Below are 25,460 nucleotides of genomic sequence, written 5' to 3' on the forward strand. Positions count from 1 at the left end.
TTGCTTCAAGCCCTTCAATGGCCTGTTGCATCGATGCTTTGCATGCCCGACAGCGTGCCCGGTCGATAGGGCCAGGCGCGCCATTCAAGCCCGGAGAACCCGATGAAATCGACTTCCGCCCTGCTTTTTGCCTCCACCATGCTTCTCGCCGCACCGGCCATCGCGGCCGGTCCCAATGTGGTGGTTTCGATCAAGCCGATCCACTCCCTCGTCGCCTCGATCATGCAGGGCGTCGGCGAACCGTCGCTGATTGTCGAGGGCGCCGCTTCGCCGCACACCTACAACATGAAACCTTCCAACGCCTCTGCCCTGCAGGCGGCAAAGGTGGTCTTCTGGGTCGGCCCCGGCCTTGAAGCCTTCCTCGACAAGCCGCTCGACGCGCTGAGTGGCAGCGCCAAGGTGGTGGAACTCAGCGAAGCGCCAGGCCTCGAGAAGCTGAAATTCCGCGAGGGTGGCGCGTTTGAGGCGCATGACCATGGCGATGAAGGACACGGCGACGAAGGCCACAAGCATGCGGAAGGCGAAACGGAGCATGATGACGCCGCAGCGCCGGAAGCGGCCGCCGGGCACGATCACGGCCATGATCATGAGCACGGCCACGGCGATACCGACATGCACATGTGGCTCGACCCTGTGAATGCCAAGGCGATGGCTGCCGAGATCGAGAAGACGCTCGCCGAAGCCGATCCGGACAATGCCGGCGCCTACAAGGCCAATCTTGAGGCGTTGAACAAGCGGCTGGACGACCTTGATGCAAAGCTTGCCGAAACGGTCGCGCCGGTGAAAGACAAGCCCTTCGTCGTCTTCCACGATGCCTATCAGTATTTCGAGCACCGCTACAAGGTCCGCGTCGCCGGCTCGATCACGGTCAGCCCGGAAGTGCTGCCGGGCGCCGAGCGACTTTCCCAGATCCATGCCAAGATCAAGGAGCTAGGTGCGACCTGTGTTTTTGCCGAGCCGCAGTTCGAGCCGAAGCTGATCAATGTGGTGATCGAAGGAACGCCGGCGAAATCCGGCACGCTCGACCCGGAAGCCGGCACGCTCGACGCCGGCCCGGATCTCTACTTCCAGCTGATGGAAAACATCGGCACATCGCTGAAAACCTGCCTCGCCTCGGCAAGCTGATCCGTCCTCCCAAGACGGCAAAGGCGGGCGTTCGCTTCTCTCGAATGTGGGGAGCGCCCGCCTCGCTCCGCTGGCAAAGCGTGAGATGGCATGCTTGCGAGCGGTTATCCCACACTCCGTCATCCTCGCCCTTGTGGCGGGATGCAGTGACCCGACGTCCGTCGGGTAAAAAAACTCTTTCGACCCAAGGACTTGGGCCAGCTGGATTCCTGTGACAGGCACAGGAATGACGGAGGTGTTGACCTTCCTTCATCGGCGGGCCCTCCCGATCGGAGGCGGCTTTGTCAGCAGGCTGAAGCGGGCGATCGTGCTCGCCTTTTTTACCCGCAACAATCGTAACGATATAACATAAAGGAAACAATCGATGGAAAAGCTTCCCGTTACCGTTCTCTCCGGCTTCCTCGGCGCCGGCAAGACGACGCTGCTCAACCACGTGCTTTCCAACCGCGACGGCCTGCGCGTCGCCGTCATCGTCAACGACATGAGCGAAGTCAACATCGACGCGGCGCTGGTGCGCGACGGCGGCGCCGGCCTCTCGCGCACGGAAGAGCAGCTGGTGGAAATGACCAATGGCTGCATCTGTTGCACGCTGCGCGAGGATCTGCTGAAGGAGGTCCGCAACCTCGCCGAACAGAACCGCTTCGACTATCTGCTGATCGAATCGAGCGGCATTTCCGAGCCCCTGCCCGTCGCCACCACCTTCGACTTTCGCGACGAGGACGGCGAGAGCCTGGCCGATGTCGCGCGCCTCGACACGATGGTCACCGTCGTCGATGCCGTGAACCTGATCGCGGACTATTCCTCGCTCGATTTCCTTGCCGATCGCGGTGAGACGGCGGGTGAAGGCGATACACGCACGCTCGTCGACTTGCTTGTCGAGCAGATCGAATTCGCCGATGTCGTCGTTTTGAACAAGATCGGCACCGCCACGCCCGAGCAGCTGGACGCCGCCCGCAAGATCATCGTCAGCCTTAATCCCGATGCTCAGCTGATCCAAACCGACTTCGGCAAGGTGGCGCTTCGCGACGTGCTCGGAACCGGCCGCTTTGACATCATCAAGGCTGAGCAGCACCCGCTCTGGTACAAGGAGCTCAACGGTTTCAAGGATCATGTTCCCGAGACCGAAGAATACGGCATCCACTCCTTCGTCTATCGCGCCCGCCGGCCTCTCGATCCCATGCGCTTCCAGGCTTTTCTCAATCGCTCCTGGCCGGGCGTGCTCAGGGCCAAGGGTTTCTTCTGGCTAGCCAATGGGCGAGATCGAAGGCATGTTGTTCGGAGAGCGGGAATACTCGCCGACCCTCGGAACGGTAGCGGTGCGCGCCAAGTGAAGGGGCAAACAAGACTCGAAGAGGCGCTTGTGAAGTGCAACAGCCGCAAAAACCTCCCTCATTCCTGTGCTTGTCACAGGAATCCAGCCGCGCCGCGTCGGCGGCGCGAGAAAACTCCAGGCGCCCAGCATTCCTTTCGCCGTGCCGACGCACGGCGGCTGGATCTCTGTGACAAGCACAGAGATGAGGGTTCCAATGCCTCTTCCTCCCCAGCCGTTTCCCCTAAGAACGGATCGAACATCGGCACCGGCCGCCCGGCGGTGTTGAGCGCCATGCACATGAAGCGCGGCCGACGCGGAATTGGCGCGGCCTCTGCCATCAGGCGGCCCGCGGCGACCAGTTGGCGAAGGGATCGGCGAGATCGCGCCAGCGCTCTGGTTGGAAGGCTTCGTCGGCGATGAGGCAGGCGTCGAGTTCGGCGCGAAGTGCTGCCTCATCCATCGGATCGGCGCCGATGAAGACGATCTCCTGGCGTCGGTCGCCCCAGACCGGATCGATATAGGGACCGACAGCCTTCAGGAAGCCAGGGTCGCGCGGCCATTGCTCCTTCGGCACCGCGGACCACCAGAGGCCCATCTTGCCGGTTCTGACGAGCGGACCCGCCTGGCTGATCTCGCCGACATAGTGCGGCCGGGTCGCGAAGTCTTGGTCGGCGCCGGGCGTCCGGGGGCATCCTCAGAATGATAGAAATGCTATTGCTGGCCAGCGGCGGCGCAACCGCCGCCCCTGGCCAGAAGATTGTCCTCACCGTGCCGTCGCCAGGCCGACGATGACGCCGGTTGCAAGGCTGATCAGAAGGAAGTCGTTGTCGACCCGCACCCACTGCTGGCCGCGCGGCGGCGGACGCAGCTTGTAATAGCGATAGTCGCGCACCTGGGCCATGTGGCGGCGGTCGGCCGGCGACAGGCGATGGCCGCGCGCCCAGCGTTCCTTCTTCTTGACGATCACCCGTTTCTCGATCGTGACGTGCTTGTCGACGTGGCGGTCGACGTGACGATCCATCTGGCGATCGCCATTCCGGTCGATTGGGCGGCGGGAGCGGTCATAGTTCTGCGCCACCTCGAAGGATCCTGCCGGCTGGGCAAGTGCCGCGACCGGCGCGATCAGAACGGAGCTGGCGACGAGCGCGATCAGGAGACGTTTCATTCGGGTGTCCTTTCGTTGTCTGCACCCGGAAAATAGGCCCCGCCTCCTGAACCGAATATGAAACTCTACATTACAAATATGCAATGATATCCGTCGCTTATTCCATATCTCTAATGTGCCATCATCAATCTGCTGCGAGGCTGACGTAGCGGAAATGGTCGAAATCGGCCGGCTTGCCGCCCCCCGACGTGTCGAAGGCGAACATCCCGGCAAAAGCACCGGTGAACGAGCCATGCTCGCCGCGGCCGCCCTCGTCCGAAACGACGCCCGCATCGAGAACCGGGCCGATCGCGCGCCAATCCTCGGCACCCGCCTCCCGCCAGAAGAACTGCAGATCGTTGTCGCGGATCTCCATGGCAAGGTCGATCGGCCCATCCGGAATGGCGATGCCGCTGCCGACAGGGAACTCCAGCCGGCCATGCGGGAAATCGCCGGGGCATGAGAGAATGGTCAGCGCACGCCCGAGCGTTTCGTGCCACGTCACGCCGAGCGCGTGGAATTTGTGACGATTGTAGTACTGCGTCAGGCCCGCGACCTGCTGATAGGTTTCGGCCTTGAAATCCACCGTCGTCTCGGCGCGGAAGGCGTGATGTTCCTGTCGGCGGGCGACCAGCGCCTGCTCGAACCAACTGCCCATGCTCTCGCGCCCGAAGAGCCGGAGATGCCCGGGCCGCCATTCGAGCGAAAAGATCCGCTCCGGCTGCGGTGTGCGCAGCCACTGGAACTCGATCGGCAGCGCACTGTCGTTGAAATCCGTCTCTACGACGGTCGCTGCCGGTATCCGCTCGACCTGAACTGGAGCGGGCACGAGCACTTCCGGCACCGGGCCGCCGCTTTCGAGATAGAGCCAGCCGTCGTCGCGCCAGACGCATTTCTGCAGCGCCGTCTCGCGGCCGAGCGTGCAGCGACGCTGCGGCGGCAGCGGCCGGCCGCAGAGATGCGTGTGATAGGCCTGACCATCAGGTGTTTCGACATATTGTCCGTGGCCGGCGCGCTGCAGCGGCGCCTCCGGGTGATCCTTTGATGTGATCAGGTAGGTATCCGGATGCATCTCGTAGGGACCATCGATCGTGCGCGACCGCGCCATGGTCACGGCATGATCATATCCGGTGCCACCTTCCGCCGTCGTCAGGTAGTACCAACCATTGCGTTTGAAGAGATGCGGCCCTTCGACCAGGCCGAGCGCCGAGCCCGCAAAGATGTTCTTCACCGGACCGACGAGCTTGCGTGTACGTTCGTCCCACTCCTGCAGCAAAATGCCGTCGAAAGCCGGATGCTTGGGCGAACCGCCGAAACTCTCGGTGCGGTGGTTCCACTGCATGTTGAGGAACCACTTGCGGCCATCGTCGTCGTGGAAGAGCGACGGATCGAATCCGGAGGAATTGACGTAGACCGGATCCGACCAGGTCGCCTCGATCGCTTCCGCCGTGACGATGTAGTTGTGCGCGTCCTTGAAGTTGCCGTCGAAGCGCTTGACGTCTGTGTAAACCAGCCAGAACAGCCCGTCGTTGTAGGACAGGCACGGCGCCCAGACGCCGCAGCTATCCGGGTTGCCGCGCATGTCGAGCTGGCTTGCCCGCTCCAGCGGCCGACGCACGAGCCGCCAGTTCACCAGATCGCGCGAGTGATGGATCTGCACGCCCGGATACCATTCGAAGGTGGAGGTCGCGATGTAGTAATCGTCGCCGACGCGGCAGATCGAAGGGTCCGGATTGAACCCCTTCAGGATCGGGTTGCGGATCATGGCAGTCATGGGTTTCGGCGTCCTCCGTTGGTGCGCACATCCGATCTCAAAAATCATACGATTTCAAGACTGCAACGTTGCAGTAAGACGTTCAAGCACCTCTCTATGGCCGTCTTTCCACACCGATTCGCACAGCTGACCACCTGCGCAGAACCGTCCGCTCATGCTCAGACCGATGAAGCGGTACGGGTTTGCACAAACAATGGGCAGAGCGCCGGGACAGCTTATTCTACTTTAGTCGGAGGCGGCCGAACTACACGGGAAAATCGTACCTCGGACTTGAACGCGCGCTTGAAATCGGCACTCTGGCTGTGCTTGGCACAAGAACCATAAGAGCCATCGCGGGGAGGAAATCGATGAGAGCTTTGCTCGGCTTCAGCCGATTAATAGACACGATCACGGAATTCATCGGAAAGAGCGTTTCATGGCTGATCCTGGCGGCAGTGCTCGTCAGCGCCGGCAATGCCGTGATCCGAAAAATCTTCAACATGTCGTCGAACGCCTGGCTTGAGGCGCAATGGTACCTGTTCGGCGCCGCCTTCATGTTTGCCGCCGCCTACACGCTCAGCCAGAACGAACACATCCGTATCGACGTTGTCTACGGCCAGTTCTCGCGTCGCGTGCAGCACTGGATCGATCTGCTCGGACACCTGCTGTTCCTGATGCCCTTCGTTCTCCTGGTGCTCTACTACCTCTTCCCCTACGTGAAGATGTCCTACGTCTCGGGCGAGGTCTCCTCCTCGGCCGGCGGCCTGATCATCTGGCCGGCCAAGGCCATCCTGCTGGTCGGCTTCCTGCTGCTCGCCTTCCAGGGTGTGTCGGAAATCATCAAGAAGATCGCGATCATGACCGGAAACATGGAAGACCCGACACCCTATGTGCCGACCCATGCGCCGCTTGACGATGTCGTGTCTCCGGAGACCCGTCCATGATCGAATTCATTGCTGAAAACCTGGCGCCGATCATGTTCGCGTCGCTGATCGTGTTCCTGCTCTTGGGATACCCGGTCGCCTTCTCGCTCGCCGCCAACGGCCTGCTGTTCTTCATCATCGGCGTCGAGCTCGCGCCGCTGTCGGACTCGATCAATCTTTCCTGGCCGCTGCTCAATGCACTGCCGGACCGGTTCTGGGGGGTGATGTCAAACGACACATTGCTCGCCATCCCGTTCTTTACCTTCATGGGGATCGTGCTCGAGAAATCGGGCATGGCCGAAGACCTGCTCGACACCGTCGGCCAGCTCTTCGGCCCGATCCGCGGCGGTCTTGCCTATGCGGTCATCTTCGTCGGCGCGCTGCTCGCAGCCACCACCGGTGTCGTTGCCGCCTCGGTCATCGCCATGGGCCTGATCTCGCTGCCGATCATGCTGCGCTACGGCTATGACCGGAAGGTCGCCTCGGGCGTCATCGCGGCTTCGGGCACGCTTGCCCAGATCATCCCGCCGTCGCTCGTGCTCATCGTTCTTGCCGACCAGCTCGGCCGCTCGGTCGGCGACATGTACGCCGGCGCCCTGATCCCGGGCCTCGTGCTGACCGGCCTTTACATGGTCTACATCCTGCTGATGACCTTCATCCGGCGCGATTCGATGCCGGCCCTGCCGCTGGAAGCCCGCACGCTCGGTTCCGGCGTCACGTCGCTCGCCGTTGCGCTGGCGGTGGCGGCAGGCATCGCGTATGCCGCCCACGTCTATCTCTACCCGACCCAGGGCGAGAATGCCGACATCCTCGGCGGCACCGTCGGCGTCATCGTCATCTACGTCGTCGCGCTTATCGACCGCGGCCTGAAGATCAATGCGATGTCGAGGCTTGCCCAGCAGGTCATCATCGTGCTGATCCCGCCCTTGGCGCTGATCTTCCTCGTCCTCGGCACCATCTTCCTCGGCATCGCGACGCCGACCGAAGGCGGTGCGATGGGCGCCGTCGGTGCGCTGATCATGGCAGCCGCCAAGGGCCGTCTCAACATGGACGTGGTGCGCGGGGCGCTCACGGCAACGACCCGGCTTTCGGCCTTCGTGCTGTTCATCCTGATCGGTGCGCGCGTCTTCTCGCTCACCTTCTATGGCGTCAACGGCCACATCTGGGTCGAACACCTGCTGACGGCGATGCCGGGCGGCGAAACCGGCTTCCTCATTACCGTCAACCTGCTCGTCTTCTTCCTGGCCTTCTTCCTGGATTTCTTCGAGCTCGCCTTCATCATCGTGCCGCTCCTGGCGCCCGCCGCCGACAAGCTCGGCATCGACCTCATCTGGTTCGGCGTTCTGCTCGGCATCAACATGCAGACGAGCTTCATGCACCCACCCTTCGGCTTCGCGCTCTTCTATCTGCGTTCGGTCGCGGCAAAGGTGCCCTATCTCGACAAAATCACCGGCAAGACGATCCAGCCCGTCACGACCGGGCAGATCTACTGGGGTGCGGTGCCTTTCGTCGGCATCCAGATCCTGATGGTGGCGCTGACGATCATGTTCCCGCAGATGGTCATGCACTACAAGGGAACGGGCACGGGCGTCGATCCGAACACAATCAAGATCGAGGTGCCGGGCTTTGCGCCGGGTGGTGGCCTGACGCTTCCGGACAATGGCGGTGGCCTCGGCCTTCCGGGCGGCCTGCAGCTTCCAGGCGGCAGCCCGCTCGACCAGAAGCCTGCGGATCAGGGCGGCGGCTCCGGCGCCCAGCCGCAGACCGCGCCCTCGAACGACCTCAGCCAGCCGCCTTCGTTCGGCGGCACGGGTGCCCAGCCGCAGACGGCACCGTCAAACGACCTCAGCCAGCCGCCTTCGTTCAAGTAAGACGGCTGGCACACAAAACATAAGGGCGGCCCCGCAAGGGCCGCCCTTTTCGTTTGCCGACAACGATACTCGATGCCTGTAGGAGGTCGAGCGCAAACCACACTCTCCCCCATTCCTGTGCCTGTCACAGGAATCTAGCCAGCCCAAGTCCTTGGGCTGAAAAGAGTCTTTCGATCCGACGGACGTCGGATCGCTGGATCCCCGCCACAAGGGCGAGGATGAGGGAGAACGGGGCACGCATATCGCCGCAGGCCATCGTCGAGGTCTGTCAGCAATCTCAGGGCAGCCACACCAAACGCACTTGCTCAATCGATCCTCTTGGCCGGATTGTCGCGATACCAGTCGACGATCATGGGCATCATCTCCTCGAACGGTCCGCCGACATAGACGTTGAGCAGACCCATGCGCGATGCGCTCTCATTGCGGAAATCATGCATCGTTCCGCGCGGGATGACGCAGAGCGAGCCCTTGGCCATCTGGTGCCAGGTGTCGCCGACCAGGATGCTGGCGGTGCCCTCGATGACGTAGAAAATCTCGTCATTGTCGTCGTGCTTGTGAGCGCCGGGTCCTTCATGCCGAGCATCGAGCCACCATTCCGAGATCGAAAAGCGGCCTAGGGTTTCCGGGCGATCGGCTTTGAAGACAGCCTGTATGGCACCCATGTCGTACCGGCGGCCCTGATGGGGACCGAGCACGACCGATTGGCCTTCGCTTGGCATTGCACCTTCTCCCTTTCATCAAGGCCGCAACCATACCACGAAACCGCTGCCGTGCCGCGCCTCCTGCGCATGCGTAGGGATCAGAAATGCAGGGTCGTCGGGACGCCGGCGGCCTCCGGCCGAAACGAAAAGCCGCCCGCAACAGACGTTGCGAGCGGCCCTTTGTCATCAGCAACAGGCGAAAGCTTAGAGCTTGCCGCCGCGCTGCTGGATCATCATGAAGGTGTCGTAGTTGTATTCGGCGATCTGGGCGTTGAGGTAGTACTCGCCGCGGAAGGCCTTGATCGAGTCCCAGATCTTCTTGAAGGTCGGGTTCGAGTCTTCCATTTCGGCATAGACTTCGTTCGCCTTGTCGAAGCAGGCCGACAGGATTTCGGCGCTGAACGGGCTGAGCTTGGCACCGGAAGCCACCAGGCGCTTGATCGCCGACGGGTTCAGGTAGTCGTACTTCTGCAGCATGTTCGCGTCGGTCGCCTGGCAAGCGGTGCGCAGCAGCGACTGGTAGTTCTTCGGCAAGCCGTCGAAGGCCGCCTTGTTGAACATGGCGTGGACCGTCGGGCCACCTTCCCACCAGCCGGGATAGTAGTAGTAGGGCGCGACCTTGTAGAAGCCGAGCTTCTCGTCGTCATAGGGGCCGACCCATTCGGCGGCGTCGATGGTGCCCTTTTCGAGCGCCGGATAGATGTCGCCGCCGGCGATCTGCTGCGGCACGACGCCGAGCTTCTCGACGACCTTGCCGGCGAAGCCCCCGATGCGCATCTTCAGGCCCTGCATGTCGGCGACCGTCTTGATCTCCTTGCGGAACCAGCCGCCCATCTGCACGCCGGTATTACCGTTGGGGAAACCGACGAGGCCCTGGGTTCCCAGGAACTCGTTGAAGAGATCGATGCCGCCGCCGTGGTAGTGCCAGGCGTTCATGCCGCGCGCATTGAGCGCGAAGGGAACGGCGGCACCAAGCGCCCAAGTCGGGTCCTTGCCCCAGTAATAGTAGGAAACCGTGTGGCAAGCCTCGACCGTACCGGCAGCCGCCGCGTCAGCAGCCTGCAGGCCGGGGACGATTTCGCCGGCGGCGAAGACCTGAATCTGGAAGTTGCCGTCGGTCGCTTCCGACACATGCTTCGCCAGCACTTCACCGCCGCCATAGATCGTGTCGAGCGACTTCGGGAACGACGATGCCAGGCGCCAGTTGATCTTGGGGTTTGCCTGCGCAATGGCCGGCGTTGCAAGCGCGGCAGCACCCGCTGCGGCCAAGCCACCGAGGCTTGCGTTTTTGATAAATGAACGGCGATCCATGGTTCCTCCCCTAGTTCTCGCCAAAAGGGCGGCCGCGATCAGCGCTACCACCCATCAATCCACCCTGCCCCTTCCCGGGCGACGGTGGCTCCTCCTCGTTAACCTGCCGAAACGACGCAAATCGGCGTCGCAATCGACCGGCATTCCAGCACCTTACAGAAACACCGGACCATGTCCAGAAGGCGCTTTCCGGCACCTATTCGACTTTTGTCTAATGCGCCGGAAAGCAGGCAATTTTGCCCAAAATGCAGGCAAATCAATGTTTTCAGCCGAAATTAGCGTTCGGCCGACGATGCCCAGAGGTTGATGTGGGCCTCACGCGCATAGAGATCGATCTCGGCCAGCTCCTCCGCCGTAAACGTGTCGTTTTCGAGCGCCTTGACGCAATCGACGATCTGCTCGGAGCGGCTGGCGCCGATCAGCGCCGAGGTGATCCGGCCGTTGCGCAGCACCCATGCAAGCGCCATCTGCGCCAGAGTCTGGCCGCGCTTTTCGGCGATGCCGTTCAGCTTGCGGATGTTGTCGATGATCTCCGGGCGGATGAAGTCCTTCTTGAGGAAGTGGTTCTGCGCCGCCCGGCTGTCGCTCGGAATGCCCTGCAGATACTTGGTCGTCAGCATGCCCTGGGCAAGCGGCGAAAAGACGATCGAGCCGATGCCGAGATCTTCGAGCGTGTGGATCAGGCCATCGTCCTCGATCCAGCGGTTGAGCATCGAATAGCTCGGCTGATGGATGAGGCACGGTGTGCCGAGATCCTTGAGAATTGCAGCCGCTTCGCGGGTGCGCTGCGAATTGTAGGAGGAAATGCCGACATAAAGCGCCCTGCCCGAACGCACGATATGGTCGAGCGCGCCACAGGTTTCTTCAAGCGGCGTGTCCGGATCGAAACGGTGCGAATAGAAGATGTCGACATAGTCGAGCCCCATGCGCTTCAGGCTCTGGTCGCAGGAAGCGATCATGTACTTGCGGCTGCCCCATTCGCCGTAAGGACCGGCCCACATATCGTAGCCGGCCTTGGACGAGATGATCAGCTCGTCGCGCAGATGGGCGAAATCCGTGCGCATGATTTCGCCGAAGGCGGTCTCGGCCGAGCCCGGAGGCGGGCCGTAATTGTTGGCGAGATCGAAATGGGTAATGCCGAGGTCAAACGCGGTGCGGCACATGTCGACCTTGCGGTCATGCGGCGTGTCACCGCCGAAATTGTGCCAGAGCCCCAGCGAGATCGCCGGCAGCTTCAGGCCGGAGCGGCCGACGCGGTTATACTTCATGGTGTCGTAGCGGTTTTCCGCCGGTAGCCAGGTCATCGCACAATCCTCCGCGATCCGTATCCGGATGGCGGCATGCACCTACCATCCCTCAAAACGAGAAGGGTTTCCGTGATCACGGAAACCCAAGCTTGCTGTCAAAGATATCTCTAATCGCCGAACGCTCGCGAGGGAAGCTTTGCCCCAGCCAAAATCTCCGTCATTCCTGTGCTTGTCACAGGAATCCAGCCAGCCCAAGTCCTTGGGCTGAATAGTCTTTTGACCCGACAGACGTCGTGTCGCTGGATCCCCGCCACAAGGGCGAGGATGAGGGAGGTTGGGGTGCAGCTCTCCCCCGGAAGCCTCTCTTCCGAGTTTGCAGAGGGCCCCCTGGTCCGCGGCGCGCGTGCCGGACGGCTGCCCCCTATGAAGCCGCAGCGACGCGATTTCCCGACATTTCTTCTTGCCGCTCCCGCAGCAGCGCCCGCGCCTCCTCGATGCCGAGCGCGGCCGGCTGCGTGCAGGTGGTGGAGAGCTCGATGAAGCGGCCCTCCTCGCCCGATTTCAGGATCGAGACCATGACGTCGACGCCGTGCAGCGCCCGGTCGAGCGAGCAGCGGGCATCGCGGCCTTCAAGGATCGCCTGCGCCATGTCGGCTAGGCCGGCGGTGCGGTAGTTCGCCATCGGTCCCTGCGGATGCTCCTGGTTTTCGACGCCGAAGGGATGATCCCAGGGTTCCAGTGGCTCAATGTTCCTGTCGCGACCGCTTATCTCCACCTTGCCGCCGAAGAAGTTCGGATCGGGCACGTAGAGCGAGCCTTCGGTGCCATAGAGCTCCATATTGGCATGGCGATGCGACCAGACATCCCAGCTCGCCGACAGGGTGATCGTCGCGCCATTTTGGAACTCGAGCAGCGCGTGGATGTTGGTCGGGGTCTTGACCGGGATCTCCTCGCCCTTGCGTGGCTCGCTGGTGATGGTGCGGGTCGGGTTGGCCATGGAGGACAGTGCTGCGACGCGCTTCACCGGCCCGATCAGGTTGATCAGGTTGGCGATGTAATAGGGGCCGAGATCGAGGATCGGGCCGCCGCCGGGCAGGAAGAAGAAGTCCGGGTTCGGATGCCACATCTCCATGCCCGGGCTCATCACGTGGCAGGTGCCAGACGTCACCCGGCCGATCTTGCCGGCATCGATGGTGCTGCGGGCCAGCTGGTGCGCGCCGCCGAGGAAGGTGTCCGGTGCGCAACCGACGGAAAGGCCTTTGTCCCTAGCGATCGCCCTGAGGTCTTCGCCCTGTTCGAGCGAAAGCACCAATGGCTTTTCAGAGTAGACGTGCTTGCCGGCCTCGAGGATCGCCTTCGACACCGGGTAGTGCGCGTCCGGGATCGTCAGGTTGACGACGATGTCGACGTCAGGATTGGCGAGCAGCGCTTCGATGCTCTGCGCCTCGACGCCGTATTCGGCTGCCCGCGCCTCGGCTGCCGCCGGGTTGATGTCGGCGCAGGCGACGACCTTGATGCCCTTAAAGAGGGGAGCGAGCTTGAAGTAGGTGGTGGAGATGTTGCCGCATCCGATGATGCCGACGCCAAGTTCCTTGGTCATGGATGAACCTGCTTCTCAATAGGATTGGATGGAGGCGAGCGAACGCTTGGCGAAGCGCTTGAAATCGCTCGGATTGTCATGTTCCGCAATGAAGTAGCGGGCCTTGGTTCCTGAGAGCGCCTGGAACAGGCCTTTCCAGTCGACTGTGCCCTCGCCGACATCGGCCCAGCCGTCCTCGTCCTTCTTCTCGCCGGTGGGCGCGATGTCCTTCACGTGGACGGCGGTGATGCGGTCGCCGTATTTCCTGATCCAGGCGATCGGGTCGGCACCGCCGCGGATGATCCAGGCGATGTCGGCTTCCCAGGAAAGATCCGGTCCGCCTTCGAAGATCAGGTCCTGCGGAATGCTGCCGTCAGGAAGGGCAAAGAATTCGAAGTCGTGGTTGTGCCAGCCGAAGATCAGCCCGGCATCGCGATAGGGCTTGCCGGCCTTCTGCAGCCGCTCTCCGAAGGCACGCCAGCCGGCCGCATCCGTCGGGCGCTGGTCGGGCATCAGGTACGGGCAATAGATCGCCTGGATGCCGAGCGCCTTGGCGATCTCCAGCACGCGGCCCGGATCGCTTTCGAGCATGTCCAAGCCAAAGTGCGCCGTCGGCATGGCGAGGCCATTGCTGTCGAGCCCTTCCTTGAAGCTCGCGATCTCCGCGTCGCTGAGCGCCGCATAGAGTGCGCCATAGCCTTCGACCTGGCTGTAGCCGGCCTGTCCGAGTGCCTCGAGCACATTGGCGAACGGCGGGAAATTGCGGGCGCTATAAAGCTGGAAACTGACGTCCTTCATGAAATCCTCCTCGAAAGATCGTTTGGTCTTGGGTCAATTGCCCTTGGGGGTTGGGGTCCTGGGATCACTTGAGCCAGGTGTCGTAGTCCGACACCAGCAGGTGGGTGGGTGCCGCGTCCTCCTCGATCGCCGAGAAGCGACCGACGGGCTCGCGGAAATAGTTGTCGGTGAGATCGTCGTTAACGGTCGAAACCTCGCCCATCAGCACGTCCGTGCCTTCGGCCCAGAAGGCGTGCCAGTTGCCGGGCAAAAGCGTGACGCTTTCGCCGGCCTTGAGCTTCAAGAGTTCGCCAGCCTTGAGGGCTCTCAGCCGCGCATCGGTGGCGACCACCACGTCGCTTTCCTCGTCGACGGTGCCATCAGGCCTCGAATTGTACATCTGCAGCACCAGCGACCCGCCGCCGCGGTTGATGATGTCCTCGGTCTTCACCGCATGGCGGTGCAGCGGATTGACCTGGTCCTTGGCGGTGATCATCAGCTTCTCGGCATAGATCATGCCGTGGCCGGTCGTGAGGTTCGCGGCATTGCCATTGCGCAGCGTGAAGAGCACCAGCCCGAATTCATCGAAGCGTCCCTTGCCGTAGTCGGTGATGTCCCAGCCGAGCCGGGCCTCGAAGATCGTCGGGCTGTCAGAGGCGACCCGCGCCTTCAGTTGTTCTGGCGACCAGTAGGCAAAGGGCGGCAGCGTGAAGCCGTAGCTCTTCATGAAGGCACCGCTCTCGGCGATGATATCGTTGACGTGGCTGCGTTTCATGGCGGTCAACCTTTTCCCTGGCAGGATTCAAGATCGAAGGCGGCAAAGCGCGGAAGCTCGCCTGCGGCGAGCGGCACCTTCGGCGTGAAGCGGACAAGCTTGGTTTCCCCGGCCAGCAGATCAAAGGCATTGTCGGAGTATCGGCCGGCGACATCGGCCTCGATCATCACATGCAGCGCCAGGCCGCTTGCCTTGACGCTGACGTCGAAAGCGCCTTCGCCCGCCGGCGCCACATCGAGTGTCAAACCGGACGGTTGCAGGTCGAGTGCCTTGTAGGTGCCGTTGGCGTGGTGCCCCTCGCCGCGCATGCCGTTCGATGCATCGAACGACCAGAACAACAGGTGATCCGCCGGAATATCGGAAGCCGCAAGCGCCACCAGGGTCGCCGCGCGATCCGGGCTGCAGGTGCCGGCGGCCGCCGTCAGCGGCGTGCGCTTGCCATCGAGCGAAACCAAGAAGGTCTGAAGCTCGACCGTCACCGGCTCCGCCGTATCGTTGACCATCGAGAAGGCGATCTCTCTGCCATCCGCCGATGGGATGGCCGCGACCGAAACCGGCTGGAAGAACCGGCGGACCATATAGTGCATCGCCTTCCAGCTGCCACCATAGTCGAGGCTCGACCAGGAGGCGACCGGCCAGGTGTCGTTGAGCTGCCAGTAGAGCGTGCCCATGCAATGGGGTTTTAGCGAGCGCCAATAGTCGACGGCCGTGCGGATCGCCAGCCCCTGCTGGACCTGGCTGAGATAAACGAAAGCCGGGAAATCCTTGGGGAAGCGGAAATATCGGAACATCGTGCCGGCGATGCGCTCATTGCCGCCGACATTCTTCTGGTGGCTCTCGATCACAGGCGACGCGATGTTGAGGTCCTTCTCCGCCGCAAACTGCCGGATGACCGGCATCGACGTATAGGACTGGAAGCCGAACTCCGAGCAGAAACGCGGGCGCACGGTTCGGTAATTGTCGAAGGACTTGTTCTCGTGCCAGACCGACCAGTAGTGCATGTCGCCGGAACCATCGGCATGCCAGGCATCGCCGAAATCGAGATAGCCGGACGCCGGGCTCGACGGCCACCAGATCGCTTCGGGAAGTGCCGCTTTCAGCGCCACCTCGATCGTGCGGTTCAGCCGGTCATAGGAAACGAGATAGCGGTCGCGATCCTTGCGCGGTTCGTCGAACCAGGTGAGCGCGCCGACCAACTCGTTGTCGCCGCACCAGACCGTGATCGATGGATGCGACGACAGGCGCTTTGCCTGATAATCCACCTCTGCCGCGACATTCTCCAGGAAATCCGGGGTCGAGGGATAGAGGTTGCAGGCAAACATGAAGTCCTGCCAGACCATGAGCCCGAGCCGGTCGCAGAGATCGTAGAACCAGTCCGGCTCGTAGAAGCCGCCGCCCCAGACCCGGATCATGTTCATGTTGGCGTCCACTGCCGAGGTCAGCAGATCCTCGACGCCCTCTGGCGTCACCCGTGACATCAGCGCATCGGCCGGGATCCAGTTGGCACCCTTGCAGAAGATCTCGCGGCCGTTGACGCGGAAGGCAAAGCGGCTGCCAGCCTCGTCCTTGTCGGTCAGCAGCTCGATCGCGCGGAATCCGATCTGGCGGCTCACCTGCTCCTGCGGCAGGTCCACTGTCAGGCGCGACAGGTGCTGCTCGCCGCTGCCCGCCGGCCACCAGCGCTTCGGCCTGGTCACGGTGAAGACATGGGTGATGCGCGTCTCGCCTTTGCCGACGGCGCAGTCCAGCCGTTCGCGGTCCTCGTCGAGCGAAAAATGTATGGGCACGATGCCGGGCGCGTCGGCAAACAAGGTCACCGTCACCACGAGATCGACCGAACCGTCCTCAAGCCAGACCTGCTTGGTCGTCACATGCTCGATGCGGGCGATCTCCAGCCGGCAGAGAGCAATCTCGCCGTAGACGCCGAGCGGCGCGATCGCGAGGTTCCAGTCCCAACCGAAGTGGCACTGGGGCTTCCTCAGCATGTTGCCATTGGCGATCGGCGAATTGCCGGGATGGTAAGGCACGTAGAAGGGTTGCTCGGCCTGCCGGCGCGCGCCTTCGGAAATCGAGGAATGCAGCACGATGCGGATGCGGTTTTCGCCGGCGACGATCGCGCGCGAGACCTCCGGCCTGTAGCGGCGGAAGCAGTTCTCCGCTTCGAGCACCAGCGTGTCGTTGACGAAGACCGAGGCAACGGTATCAAGGCATTCGAGGTCGAGATACCAGTAGCCCGCGAGTTCGTCGGCGGCGACCGTGACCGTTCGCTCGATCACCCAGTCCTTATGCGCCACCCACTGAACGTCGTTCTCGTTGCGACTGACATAGGGGTCTTCGATCACGCCCGCTTTCTGCAAGGCCGAGTGCACGTCGCCCGGCAGCGCCATCGCCAAGCTGTGGCTGTTGTCGACCGAGCTGAGCTGCCAATCCCCTGAAATGTCGAGACGGATGGCGGTTCGGGTGTAGTCCTCAGAGAGCATTGTCGTATTTCCATGGATCGACCGGCGACGCCGGCGCTGTCATTGCCGGGAGGTGCCGGACAGAGGTCCCTGCCCGGCATCTCCTTATTTCTTTACTTCCGCGCATATCGTTTCCGCAAAACCACTTCACACTTTTGCACGATATGCGGCTAGAGCCGGTTTTCGCTCGTCGCATCGAAGATCGAGGCAACCGCCATGTCGAAGGAGAGGGTGACCGCCGTGCCAGGCGCATAGCGCCGCTGGCCGGCGATGCGCACGGACATCGACTGCCCGGCAAGCTTCAGCCACAACAGGTTGTCGGCGCCCATCGGCTCCTCGATATCGACGACCGCGCGATGCGAGGCCGCGGCCCCGCTTGCCGCCTCGTCGACGCGCACATGTTCGGGCCTGAGGCCGAGGACAACCTTCTGCCCGTGCACCAGGGGTGCCCGCGACGGATAGGCGGACACGTCGAAGTCGACGCCGTTGGCGTGGACGTAGGCGCGCTGGTCGCGAAGCTGCAGCTCGCCGCGGAAGAAGTTCATCGACGGCGAACCGATGAAGCCGGCGACGAACAGGTTTTCCGGGGCGTTGTAGATCGTCATCGGATCGGCCAGCTGCTGGATCACGCCGCTCTTCATGACAGCAATACGATCGGCGAGCGTCAGTGCCTCGATCTGGTCGTGGGTGACGTAGATCATCGTGTTCTTCAGCGACTGGTGCAGCCGCTTGATCTCGACGCGCAGCTCCGAGCGCAGCTTGGCGTCGAGGTTGGAAAGCGGCTCGTCGAAGAGGAACACGTCGACATCGCGCACCAGCGCCCGGCCGATCGCCACCCGCTGGCGCTGGCCACCGGAAAGCTCAGACGGTTTGCGCTTCAGGAGCGGCTGGATCTGCAAGATCTCGGAGGCGCGGCGCACACGTTTGTCGATCTCCTCCTTCGGGACCTTCGCAACCTGCAGGCCGAAGGAAAGGTTCTTCTCCACCGACATCTGCGGATAGAGCGCGTAGGACTGGAACACCATGCCGATGCCGCGGTCCTTCGGCTCCTCCCAGGTCACGTTCTTGTTCTTGATGAAAATCTGCCCGTCGCTGACGTCGAGCAGGCCGGCGATGCAGTTGAGCAGGGTCGACTTGCCGCAGCCGGACGAGCCGAGTAGCACCAGGAACTCGCCGTCCTTGATGTCGAGGTTGAGCGTGTCGAGCACAGTGACGGCACCGAAGCTCAACGACAGGTCTTTGACCGATACGCTGACGTTTTGCATGTTGTTACCCTTTCACTGCGCCGGCGGCGATGCCGCGGACAAAAAGCCGTCCGGAAACGAAGTAGACGAAGAGCGGAACCGCCCCGGTCAGGATCGTCGCCGCCATGTTGACGTTGTATTCCTTCACGCCCTGGACCGAGTTGACGATGTTGTTCAGCTGAACCGTCATCGGGTAATATTCCGGCCGGGTGAACACGACGCCGAACAGGAAGTCGTTCCAGATGCCGGTAACCTGCAGGATCATCGCCACGACGAAGATCGGCAGCGACATCGGCAGCATGATCCTGAAGTAGATGGTCCAGAACCCGGCGCCATCGACGCGCGCCGCCTTGAACAGTTCCTCCGGCAGGCCGGCGAAATAGTTGCGGAAGAGCAGCGTCAGGATCGGCATGCCGAAGATCGTGTGCACGATGATGAGGCCGGTCAACGTGCCGTAGATGCCCATTTCGCGGAGCACGATGACGATCGGGTAGATCATCACCTGATAGGGAATGAAGGCGCCGACGATCAGGATGGTGAAGAACAGCTCCGCCCCCTTGAAGCGCCAGTTGGCAAGCGCGTAGCCGTTGACCGAGGCGATCGCGATCGAGACGATCGTCGAGGGAACGGTGATGCGCACCGAGTTCCAGAAGCCGCGCGAAAGGCCGTCACAGTTGAGACCGGTGCAGGCACTCGCCCAGGCCTTCGCCCAGGGCTCGAAGGTGATTTCGACCGGCGGGGCGAAGATGTTGCCGAGCCGGATTTCCGGCATGCCCTTGAGCGAGGTCATGACCATCACATAGAGCGGCAGCAGGTAGTAGAGTGCGACCACGATCAGCGTGCCGTAGATCATGATGTTGCGGCCCGACAGCGCCCGGCGGGGTTTGCGACCGCGTGGGCCGGCAATGACCCTGTCGGTCTGCGCCTGAGGTGCGGCTTCGTCAGCCACCGAATTGAAAGCAACGATATCAGACATGCTTGCGCCCTCCCCCGAATTCCAGATAGGCCCAAGGCACGATGATGATGGCGACGGTGATCAGCATCATGGTCGAGGCGGCGAAGCCCTGACCGAGGTTCTGCGCCTGGAACATGTAGTCGTAGACGTATTTGGCCGGCACTTCCGAGGCGATGCCGGGGCCGCCGCTCGTCTGCGCCACCACCAGGTCGTAGACCTTGACGATGCCGCTGGCGATAATCACCAGCGTGGTGATGAAGACGCCGCGCATCATCGGGATGACGACGAAGATGTAGGTCTTCCACATCGGGATGCCGTCGACGCGCGCGGCCTTCCAGATGTCCTCGTCGATGCCGCGAAGCCCCGCAAGCATCAGGCACATGACGAGCCCGGTGCCCTGCCAGAGGGCGGCGATCAGGATGCCGTAGATGACGATGTCGGCATTATAGAGCGGGTCGAAGGTGAAGCTCTCCCAGCCGGCCGAACGCACCACAGACTGGATGCCGAATTCCGGATTGAGCAGCCATTGCCACACCAGGCCCGTCACGATGAAGGACAGGGCGAAGGGATAGAGCATGATGGTGCGGAAGGTGTTTTCGAAGCGGATCTTCTGGTCCATCAGCGCCGCCAGCACGAAGCCGATGACCAGGCTGAAGATCAGCGAGAAGATGCCGTAGATCGCCAGGTTCTGCACCGAGACCAGCCAGCGCGGCGCGTCCCAGAGGCGCTCGTACTGATCGAGGCCGACGAAGGATAGCCGCGGCAAGAGCTTGGAATTGGTGAAGGAATAGACGACCGTCCAGATCGTGCCGCCGAGGAAAATCACCACGGCCGTCAGGATCATCGGGACGGAGGCAATCTTCGCGTTCAGGTTCCGCAGCCACTGGTTCGGTCGGCCCGAACCTTGTGTGTAGCCTGCCATGTTTCGTTCCTCCGGAACTGCAATGGGTTTCGGACGATGGGCAGCGCCGCGCGATCAACGTCGACGTCGTGCCGCATCAGGGCGACAACCGCTCCCTAAGTGCCGCGTGAAGGCGAACGCACGCGCGGCTGTCGGCACGTCGTGCCGAAAGGGAGGCCTTGGCCGGCCCACGCCATTACGGCGGGACCGGTCAATCAGGCAGTTGCGGTTACTCCGCGTTCGCGATGATGTCGGCGAAACGCTTCTGCGCGTCTTCCGGCGTGATCGACGAGTTGGCGAAGAATTCGGAGAACAGGTCCTCCTTCTGCTTCTGGCTGTCGGCCGAAAGCAGCTGGTCGGTGCCCTGGATCACATTGCCCTTGGCAAGGATGTCCAGGCCCTTCTTCATGCAGTCGTTGGCGGCTGCGAGGTCGACGTCGCCACGCACCGGCAGCGAGCCCTTCTTGAGATTGAAGGCGACCTGGGTCTTCGGATCGAGCAGCGTCGAAGCCAACGCCTCCTGCGCCTTGGACTTTTCTTCGTCCTTCAGCAGCGGGAAGTAGAATGCGTCGCCACCGGTCGAAATGATCTCGTTGACGCCGAGACCCGGAAGGCAGGTGTAGTCCGTTCCGGCCTTCTGGCCGGCGAGCGCGAATTCCCCTTGAGCCCAGTCACCCATGATCTGGCCGCCGGCCTTGCCGGTGATGACCATGTTCGTCGCCTGGTTCCAGTCCTGGACATTGGTGCCCTTGGACATGCGGCGGGCATCGTCAGCGGCCTTGAAGACCTTGGCGATCTCCGGACCGGCCGCCACTTCCTCGTCCTTGTCGCCAAAGACCTTCTGGAACGTGTCCTTGCCGGCGATCGCCACCATCAGCACGTCGAACGCGCCGGCTGCCTGCCAGGGCTGACCGCCAACGGCGAGCGGCACGATGCCGGCCTTTTCCAGCGCCGGTGCGGCGGCAACAAACTCGTCCCAGTTCTTCGGAACTTCGACGCCGGCCGTCTTGAAGGCGGCGTTCGACAGCCACAGCCACTGCCAGGAGTGGATGTTGACCGGGGCGCAATAGATCTTGCCGTCGATGGTGCAGGAATCGAGCAGGCTTGCCGGCTTGATGATGTCCTTCCACTTCTCGCGGGTCGCGACGTCGGTCAGGTCGCGCATCAGGCCGGCCTGAACCAGCTCTTCTGCCTGGCGGCCGTGGTTGAACTGCGTGGCGCCCATCGGATCACCGCCGGTGATGCGGCTGATCATGATCGGGCGGGCGGTGCCGCCGGAGCCGGCGATCGCGCCGTCAACCCAGTGATTGCCCGTTGCGTCGAAGGCCTTCGCGAGTTCCGCGACCGCCGCTGCTTCGCCGCCGGACGTCCACCAATGGGTTACTTCAAGATCGGCGGCACTGGCCGCACCGAGTGGCAGGGCCACCGCGGTCGCGAGCATGGCTGCAAAAGAACGTATTTTCATGAGTCTCCTCCCTCACTGTAACGTTACCGTAAAAAACTTAATGCAATCGATTACAGGACGCAACACCCACCACAATCGATTTAAACAGAATCTTAGAAAACACCTATTGCGTGCAGATGACAGCGGACGTCCAAAGCGCTTTGCGCCCGGCGCCTGCCCCTTCGCGTCTTGCAGAAGACTCGCTTATATAGCTGATATCTATAGAACTTCAGCGAGTGCCTTGCGCCGTTGTGGAGATCATCGTCTCGCAAGCGCAAAAGACACCCGCCCCAAGGTGCGATTCAACCAGACCGCTTCAGATTCCGCAGTGCAGCAACGAAAACGCTCGACATCGCAACTGTATCGTTACAGATTTGAAGCAATTTTATCGGTCCAAAGCAGGATAGCCGCTCGCTGCTTTTCGTATATAAGGCGATAAAGTGACGCGGCAGGCAGCAGTGGACAGGGCTGAACCGACGCGTTTCGCCGCCGGGCGGGCAAAACTGGCGGCGCGCGGGCAGAGAGTGGGCGGGTGACGGCAATGGACAGCAAGACGAAAAACAGGCCGCAAACACTGCCGGATGGCGGCCGGCCAACGCTGAAGACGATCGCCTTCATGACCGGGCTCGGCATCACCACGGTTTCCCGGGCGCTGAAGGATGCGCCCGATATCGGCGCGGAAACCAAGGAGCGCGTGCGTCTCGTCGCCAAGCAGATCGGCTATCAGCCGAACCGCGCCGGCGTGCGGCTCAGAACCGGCAAGACCAATGTCATCAGCCTGGTGCTCACCTTGGAAGAAGAGATCATGGGCATCACCAGCCCGATGGTCGTCGGCATCACCGAGATCCTCGCCGGCACGCCCTATCATCTCGTCGTCACACCTTATAGCGCCGTCAAGGATGCGCTGGCCCCGATCCGCTACATCCTCGACACGGGCGCTGCCGACGGCGTGATCATCTCGCGCACCGAGCCGCACGATCCGCGCGTGGCACTTCTGACCGAGCGCGGCCTGCCCTTCGTCACTCACGGCCGCACCGAAATGGGCATCGTCCACCCCTATCACGACTTCGACAATGAGCGTTTCGCCTATGAGGCGGTGCGCAAGCTCACCGCGCGCGGCCGGCGGCGCCTGGTGCTGCTCGAGCCGCCGCCGCATCTCACCTTTTATTCGCATATGCGCGCCGGCTTCGAACGGGGCCTTCGCGACTTCCAGGCCGATGCGGTCGGCTTCCATCAGACCAACATCGACCATTCGCTGGTCGAGATCCGCGATGCCTTCGAGGTGCTGATGCGCTCGGAGGACGCGCCCGACGGCATCATCTCGGGCAGCGGTTCAGGCGCGATCGCGCTGATCGCCGGTCTGGAGATGGCCAAGAAGAAGCTCGGCGAAGACTGCGACATGGTTTCGAAGTCCCCGAGCGACTTCCTGCGCTGGCTTCGCCCGGAGGTGATGACCATGTACGAGGACATCCGCGTTGCCGGTCGCGAACTGGCAAAGGCGGTCATCGGCCATATCGACGGCCAACCGCCGGAAACGCTGCAGAGCCTCAGCCAGCCGGAGTTCCAGCCGCCGATCACCCGCGGTTTGCGAGCCTGAGCCGAAAACAACTCCACCCTCATCCCTGTGCCCCGTCACAGGGATCCAGCAGCGCCGCGTCCGCGGCGCGTAAGGGTCTTTTCGGCCCAAAGACTTGGGCCTGACTGGATTCCTGTGACAGGCACAGGAATGAGGATCTGGGAGACGGCGTGCCCCGACGACTACCCATCCACTGCGCACGGCATGGCCGCGACAACAGACACTTCGGCTGTCGTCGACCAGCGACAGTTTGCCATGGGCGTCGTCAAACGACGCGGAAGCACCCTGAAGTCTTGCTTGTGACGCAGAAACCTGCGACAGGCCGGGGCAACAATCGGGCGCGACGGCGCCCCACACCTCCCTTCAGGCTACAGCAGACATGATCCGCATCGAAAACATCAGCAAGCAGCTCAGCCACCGCATCCTTTTCATCGAAGCCTCCGCCGCCCTCAACCGCGGCGAAAAGGTCGGCCTCGTCGGCCCGAACGGCGCCGGCAAAACCTCGCTCTTCCGCATGATTACCGGCGAGGAAGTGCCTGACGAAGGCCAGGTCGCCGTCGATAAGGGCATCACCATCGGCTACTTCAACCAGGACGTCGGCGAGATGGCGGGCGGCAGCGCGGTTGCCGAGGTCATGAACGGCGCCGGGCCGGTCAGCGAAGTCGCCGCCGAACTGCGCGAGCTTGAAGCCGCGATGGTCGATCCGGATCGGCTCGACGAGATGGATGCGATCATCGAGCGCTACGGCGAGGTGCAGGCACGCTACGAGGAGCTCGACGGCTACGCGCTGGAAGGCCGCGCCCGCGAGGTGCTGGCGGGCTTGAGCTTCAGCCAGGAGATGATGGACGGCGATGTCGGCGCGCTCTCGGGCGGCTGGAAGATGCGCGTGGCGCTTGCCCGTATTCTTCTGATGCGGCCCGACGTGATGCTGCTCGACGAGCCGAGCAACCATCTGGATCTCGAAAGCCTGATCTGGCTCGAGGACTTCCTCAAGAACTACGACGGCGCGTTGATGATGACCTCGCACGACCGCGAGTTCATGAACCGCATCATCACCAAGATCATCGAGATCGACGGCGGCTCGCTCAACGCCTATTCGGGCGACTACGGCTTCTGCGAGCAGCAGCGCGCCCAGAACGAGAAGCAGCAGCAGGCGCAGTTCGAGCGCCAGCAGGCTATGCTCGCCAAGGAGATCAAGTTCATCGAGCGCTTCAAGGCCCGCGCCTCGCACGCCTCTCAGGTTCAGAGCCGGGTGAAGAAGCTCGACAAGATCGACCGGGTCGAGCCGCCGAAGCGCCGCCAGAGCGTCGCTTTCGAATTCCGCCCGGCGCCACGCTCCGGCGAAGACGTCATCAACATCAAGGGCGTGCACAAGAAATACGGCAGCCGCAGCATCTATGAAGGGTTCGACTTCATGGTGCGCCGCCGCGAGCGCTGGTGCATCATGGGCATCAACGGCGCCGGCAAGTCCACGCTGCTGAAGCTCGTTGCCGGCTCGACCGAGCCGGATGAAGGCAACGTCGCGCTCGGCGCCAGTGTCAAGTTGGGTTACTTCGCCCAGCATGCCATGGACGTGCTCGACGGCGACCGCACGGTGCTGCAGCAGCTTGAAGACACGTTCCCGCAAGCCGGCCAGGCGCCGCTTCGCGCACTTGCCGGCTGCTTCGGCTTTTCCGGCGACGATGTCGAGAAGAAGTGCCGGGTGCTTTCCGGTGGCGAGAAGGCCCGCCTGGTGATGGCAATCATGCTGTTCGATCCGCCGAACCTGCTGGTTCTCGACGAGCCGACCAACCACCTCGACCTCGACACCAAGGAAATGCTGATCAAGGCGCTGGCGGACTACGAAGGCACCATGCTCTTCGTCTCGCACGATCGCCACTTCCTCGCAGCATTGTCCAACCGTGTGCTCGAACTGACGCCCGACGGCATCCACCAATATGGCGGCGGCTACACCGAATATGTCGCCCGCACCGGCCAGGAAGCTCCCGGTCTGCGGAGCTGACACGAAAATAGGCGAGCTGGGCGTCGCGCGCCGGCGCCCAGCATTCGCAGTGCCCGCCTTCCTCGGCGGGGACCGAGGGTCCACAAGCAGAGCCCGAACGAACAACGCGACTCCGCTCTAAATCGGTACTGAAAAAACTAGGTTCTTGTGAAGTGCTACCGTAGCAGCTGCTACAGATCCTACCGGATGGCCGCTTGAAATCGATGGGACTTTGGTCCGATTCGCGCAGTCAAAGGTCCGAGTGTCATTGTCGCGACGCTCCCCATTCACATATTGCTGGGCTGGCTGGGGCGCCATCGCAGCATCTGCTGCCAATCACTTCAGACAGGTGATGTTCGGCATGACACCGAAAATTGCATGG

General features: G+C 62.5%; 18 protein-coding genes and 2 pseudogenes. 6 read left to right on the forward strand and 14 right to left on the reverse strand.

Going from position 1 to position 25,460, the window contains the following annotated elements; translation table 11 throughout:
• Nucleotides 1–102: 102 nt before the first annotated feature.
• Together znuA and ACN9MO_RS08740 are read left to right on the forward strand one after the other, a co-directional pair.
• Nucleotides 103–1,125: a zinc ABC transporter substrate-binding protein ZnuA gene (gene znuA, locus ACN9MO_RS08735; RefSeq protein WP_057254278.1), complete on the forward strand. Its 1,023-nt coding sequence runs from the start codon at nt 103–105 to the stop codon at nt 1,123–1,125.
• Nucleotides 1,126–1,489: 364 nt separating this feature from the next.
• Nucleotides 1,490–2,419: pseudogene (locus ACN9MO_RS08740) on the forward strand (GTP-binding protein); the annotation flags it as partial.
• Nucleotides 2,420–2,774: 355 nt separating this feature from the next.
• Here ACN9MO_RS08740 and ACN9MO_RS08745 read toward each other — a convergent pair.
• From ACN9MO_RS08745 to ACN9MO_RS08755, 3 genes and pseudogenes are all read right to left on the reverse strand, one after another.
• Nucleotides 2,775–3,095 (reverse strand): annotated as a pseudogene (locus ACN9MO_RS08745) (GTP-binding protein); the annotation flags it as partial.
• Nucleotides 3,096–3,200: 105 nt separating this feature from the next.
• Nucleotides 3,201–3,602, reverse strand: coding sequence for an RcnB family protein (locus ACN9MO_RS08750; protein WP_058324214.1), 402 nt, complete (start codon nt 3,600–3,602; stop codon nt 3,201–3,203).
• A 124-nt stretch (nt 3,603–3,726) separates the two neighbouring features.
• Nucleotides 3,727–5,355, reverse strand: coding sequence for a glycoside hydrolase family 43 protein (locus ACN9MO_RS08755; protein ID WP_113133793.1), 1,629 nt, complete (start codon nt 5,353–5,355; stop codon nt 3,727–3,729).
• Nucleotides 5,356–5,702: 347 nt separating this feature from the next.
• Between ACN9MO_RS08755 and ACN9MO_RS08760 the strand changes: the two genes are divergently transcribed.
• Both ACN9MO_RS08760 and ACN9MO_RS08765 read left to right on the forward strand, forming a co-directional pair.
• The gene (locus ACN9MO_RS08760; RefSeq protein ID WP_058324212.1) at nt 5,703–6,278 is read left to right on the forward strand and encodes a TRAP transporter small permease subunit; all 576 of its coding nucleotides are present in this window, start codon (nt 5,703–5,705) and stop codon (nt 6,276–6,278) included.
• Nucleotides 6,275–8,128, forward strand: coding sequence for a TRAP transporter large permease (locus tag ACN9MO_RS08765; RefSeq protein WP_057254268.1), 1,854 nt, complete (start codon nt 6,275–6,277; stop codon nt 8,126–8,128). Before ACN9MO_RS08760 ends, ACN9MO_RS08765 begins: the two co-directional genes overlap by 4 nt.
• A 305-nt stretch (nt 8,129–8,433) precedes the next feature.
• On the opposite strand, the gene ACN9MO_RS08770 is transcribed toward ACN9MO_RS08765, so the two are convergent.
• From ACN9MO_RS08770 to ACN9MO_RS08820, 11 genes are all read right to left on the reverse strand, one after another.
• Nucleotides 8,434–8,847, reverse strand: coding sequence for a cupin domain-containing protein (locus ACN9MO_RS08770; RefSeq protein WP_057254267.1), 414 nt, complete (start codon nt 8,845–8,847; stop codon nt 8,434–8,436).
• 186 nt (nt 8,848–9,033) lie between these two features.
• Complete coding sequence (locus ACN9MO_RS08775; protein WP_057254265.1) at nt 9,034–10,140, reverse strand: TRAP transporter substrate-binding protein; 1,107 nt, start codon at nt 10,138–10,140, stop codon at nt 9,034–9,036.
• Nucleotides 10,141–10,415: 275 nt separating this feature from the next.
• Nucleotides 10,416–11,444, reverse strand: coding sequence for an L-glyceraldehyde 3-phosphate reductase (gene mgrA, locus ACN9MO_RS08780; RefSeq protein WP_113133794.1), 1,029 nt, complete (start codon nt 11,442–11,444; stop codon nt 10,416–10,418).
• 364 nt (nt 11,445–11,808) lie between these two features.
• On the reverse strand, nt 11,809–12,987 hold the full coding sequence (locus ACN9MO_RS08785) for a Gfo/Idh/MocA family protein (RefSeq protein WP_093232953.1): 1,179 nt from the start codon (nt 12,985–12,987) through the stop codon (nt 11,809–11,811).
• A gap of 15 nt (nt 12,988–13,002) precedes the next feature.
• Nucleotides 13,003–13,764 carry a sugar phosphate isomerase/epimerase family protein gene (locus ACN9MO_RS08790; RefSeq protein WP_093232952.1) on the reverse strand — a complete coding sequence of 254 codons (762 nt, stop codon included), beginning with the start codon at nt 13,762–13,764 and terminating at the stop codon, nt 13,003–13,005.
• Nucleotides 13,765–13,828: 64 nt separating this feature from the next.
• Nucleotides 13,829–14,518 (reverse strand): D-lyxose/D-mannose family sugar isomerase, encoded by a 690-nt coding sequence (locus ACN9MO_RS08795; protein ID WP_113133795.1) that lies wholly within the window; start codon nt 14,516–14,518, stop codon nt 13,829–13,831.
• A gap of 5 nt (nt 14,519–14,523) precedes the next feature.
• Nucleotides 14,524–16,998: a glycoside hydrolase family 2 protein gene (locus ACN9MO_RS08800; RefSeq protein ID WP_113133796.1), complete on the reverse strand. Its 2,475-nt coding sequence runs from the start codon at nt 16,996–16,998 to the stop codon at nt 14,524–14,526.
• Nucleotides 16,999–17,147: 149 nt separating this feature from the next.
• Nucleotides 17,148–18,242 carry an ABC transporter ATP-binding protein gene (locus ACN9MO_RS08805; protein ID WP_057254254.1) on the reverse strand — a complete coding sequence of 365 codons (1,095 nt, stop codon included), beginning with the start codon at nt 18,240–18,242 and terminating at the stop codon, nt 17,148–17,150.
• Nucleotides 18,243–18,246: 4 nt separating this feature from the next.
• Nucleotides 18,247–19,197: a carbohydrate ABC transporter permease gene (locus ACN9MO_RS08810; RefSeq protein WP_065377089.1), complete on the reverse strand. Its 951-nt coding sequence runs from the start codon at nt 19,195–19,197 to the stop codon at nt 18,247–18,249.
• Complete coding sequence (locus ACN9MO_RS08815) at nt 19,190–20,098, reverse strand: carbohydrate ABC transporter permease (protein WP_057254250.1); 909 nt, start codon at nt 20,096–20,098, stop codon at nt 19,190–19,192. The genes ACN9MO_RS08810 and ACN9MO_RS08815 overlap by 8 nt, the downstream gene beginning before the upstream one ends.
• A gap of 208 nt (nt 20,099–20,306) precedes the next feature.
• The gene (locus tag ACN9MO_RS08820) at nt 20,307–21,542 is read right to left on the reverse strand and encodes an ABC transporter substrate-binding protein (protein ID WP_058324202.1); all 1,236 of its coding nucleotides are present in this window, start codon (nt 21,540–21,542) and stop codon (nt 20,307–20,309) included.
• Nucleotides 21,543–22,062: 520 nt separating this feature from the next.
• Between ACN9MO_RS08820 and ACN9MO_RS08825 the strand changes: the two genes are divergently transcribed.
• Together ACN9MO_RS08825 and ACN9MO_RS08830 are read left to right on the forward strand one after the other, a co-directional pair.
• Nucleotides 22,063–23,118: a LacI family transcriptional regulator gene (locus ACN9MO_RS08825; RefSeq protein WP_113133797.1), complete on the forward strand. Its 1,056-nt coding sequence runs from the start codon at nt 22,063–22,065 to the stop codon at nt 23,116–23,118.
• A gap of 358 nt (nt 23,119–23,476) precedes the next feature.
• Nucleotides 23,477–25,099 carry an ABC-F family ATP-binding cassette domain-containing protein gene (locus ACN9MO_RS08830; RefSeq protein WP_113133798.1) on the forward strand — a complete coding sequence of 541 codons (1,623 nt, stop codon included), beginning with the start codon at nt 23,477–23,479 and terminating at the stop codon, nt 25,097–25,099.
• The last annotated feature ends 361 nt before the right edge of the window (nt 25,100–25,460 follow it).

This window comes from Ensifer sp. R-19 (assembly GCF_049905105.1).
Lineage (GTDB): Bacteria > Pseudomonadota > Alphaproteobacteria > Rhizobiales > Rhizobiaceae > Ensifer.

Excerpts from the sequence above, each read along its gene's own strand:
- mgrA (WP_113133794.1), bottom strand. The coding sequence starts at position 11,444 with ATGACCTGGCTACCGGCGGAAAACCGCTACGACACCATGAAGTATAAC.
- ACN9MO_RS08820 (WP_058324202.1), bottom strand. The coding sequence starts at position 21,542 with ATGAAAATACGTTCTTTTGCAGCCATGCTCGCGACCGCGGTGGCCCTG.
- ACN9MO_RS08790 (WP_093232952.1), bottom strand. The coding sequence starts at position 13,764 with ATGAAGGACGTCAGTTTCCAGCTTTATAGCGCCCGCAATTTCCCGCCG.
- ACN9MO_RS08805 (WP_057254254.1), bottom strand. The coding sequence starts at position 18,242 with ATGCAAAACGTCAGCGTATCGGTCAAAGACCTGTCGTTGAGCTTCGGT.
- znuA (WP_057254278.1), top strand. The coding sequence starts at position 103 with ATGAAATCGACTTCCGCCCTGCTTTTTGCCTCCACCATGCTTCTCGCC.
- ACN9MO_RS08770 (WP_057254267.1), bottom strand. The coding sequence starts at position 8,847 with ATGCCAAGCGAAGGCCAATCGGTCGTGCTCGGTCCCCATCAGGGCCGC.
- ACN9MO_RS08750 (WP_058324214.1), bottom strand. The coding sequence starts at position 3,602 with ATGAAACGTCTCCTGATCGCGCTCGTCGCCAGCTCCGTTCTGATCGCG.
- ACN9MO_RS08800 (WP_113133796.1), bottom strand. The coding sequence starts at position 16,998 with ATGCTCTCTGAGGACTACACCCGAACCGCCATCCGTCTCGACATTTCA.
- ACN9MO_RS08755 (WP_113133793.1), bottom strand. The coding sequence starts at position 5,355 with ATGACTGCCATGATCCGCAACCCGATCCTGAAGGGGTTCAATCCGGAC.
- ACN9MO_RS08775 (WP_057254265.1), bottom strand. The coding sequence starts at position 10,140 with ATGGATCGCCGTTCATTTATCAAAAACGCAAGCCTCGGTGGCTTGGCC.
- ACN9MO_RS08830 (WP_113133798.1), top strand. The coding sequence starts at position 23,477 with ATGATCCGCATCGAAAACATCAGCAAGCAGCTCAGCCACCGCATCCTT.
- ACN9MO_RS08810 (WP_065377089.1), bottom strand. The coding sequence starts at position 19,197 with ATGTCTGATATCGTTGCTTTCAATTCGGTGGCTGACGAAGCCGCACCT.
- ACN9MO_RS08765 (WP_057254268.1), top strand. The coding sequence starts at position 6,275 with ATGATCGAATTCATTGCTGAAAACCTGGCGCCGATCATGTTCGCGTCG.
- ACN9MO_RS08795 (WP_113133795.1), bottom strand. The coding sequence starts at position 14,518 with ATGAAACGCAGCCACGTCAACGATATCATCGCCGAGAGCGGTGCCTTC.
- ACN9MO_RS08785 (WP_093232953.1), bottom strand. The coding sequence starts at position 12,987 with ATGACCAAGGAACTTGGCGTCGGCATCATCGGATGCGGCAACATCTCC.
- ACN9MO_RS08760 (WP_058324212.1), top strand. The coding sequence starts at position 5,703 with ATGAGAGCTTTGCTCGGCTTCAGCCGATTAATAGACACGATCACGGAA.
- ACN9MO_RS08815 (WP_057254250.1), bottom strand. The coding sequence starts at position 20,098 with ATGGCAGGCTACACACAAGGTTCGGGCCGACCGAACCAGTGGCTGCGG.
- ACN9MO_RS08825 (WP_113133797.1), top strand. The coding sequence starts at position 22,063 with ATGGACAGCAAGACGAAAAACAGGCCGCAAACACTGCCGGATGGCGGC.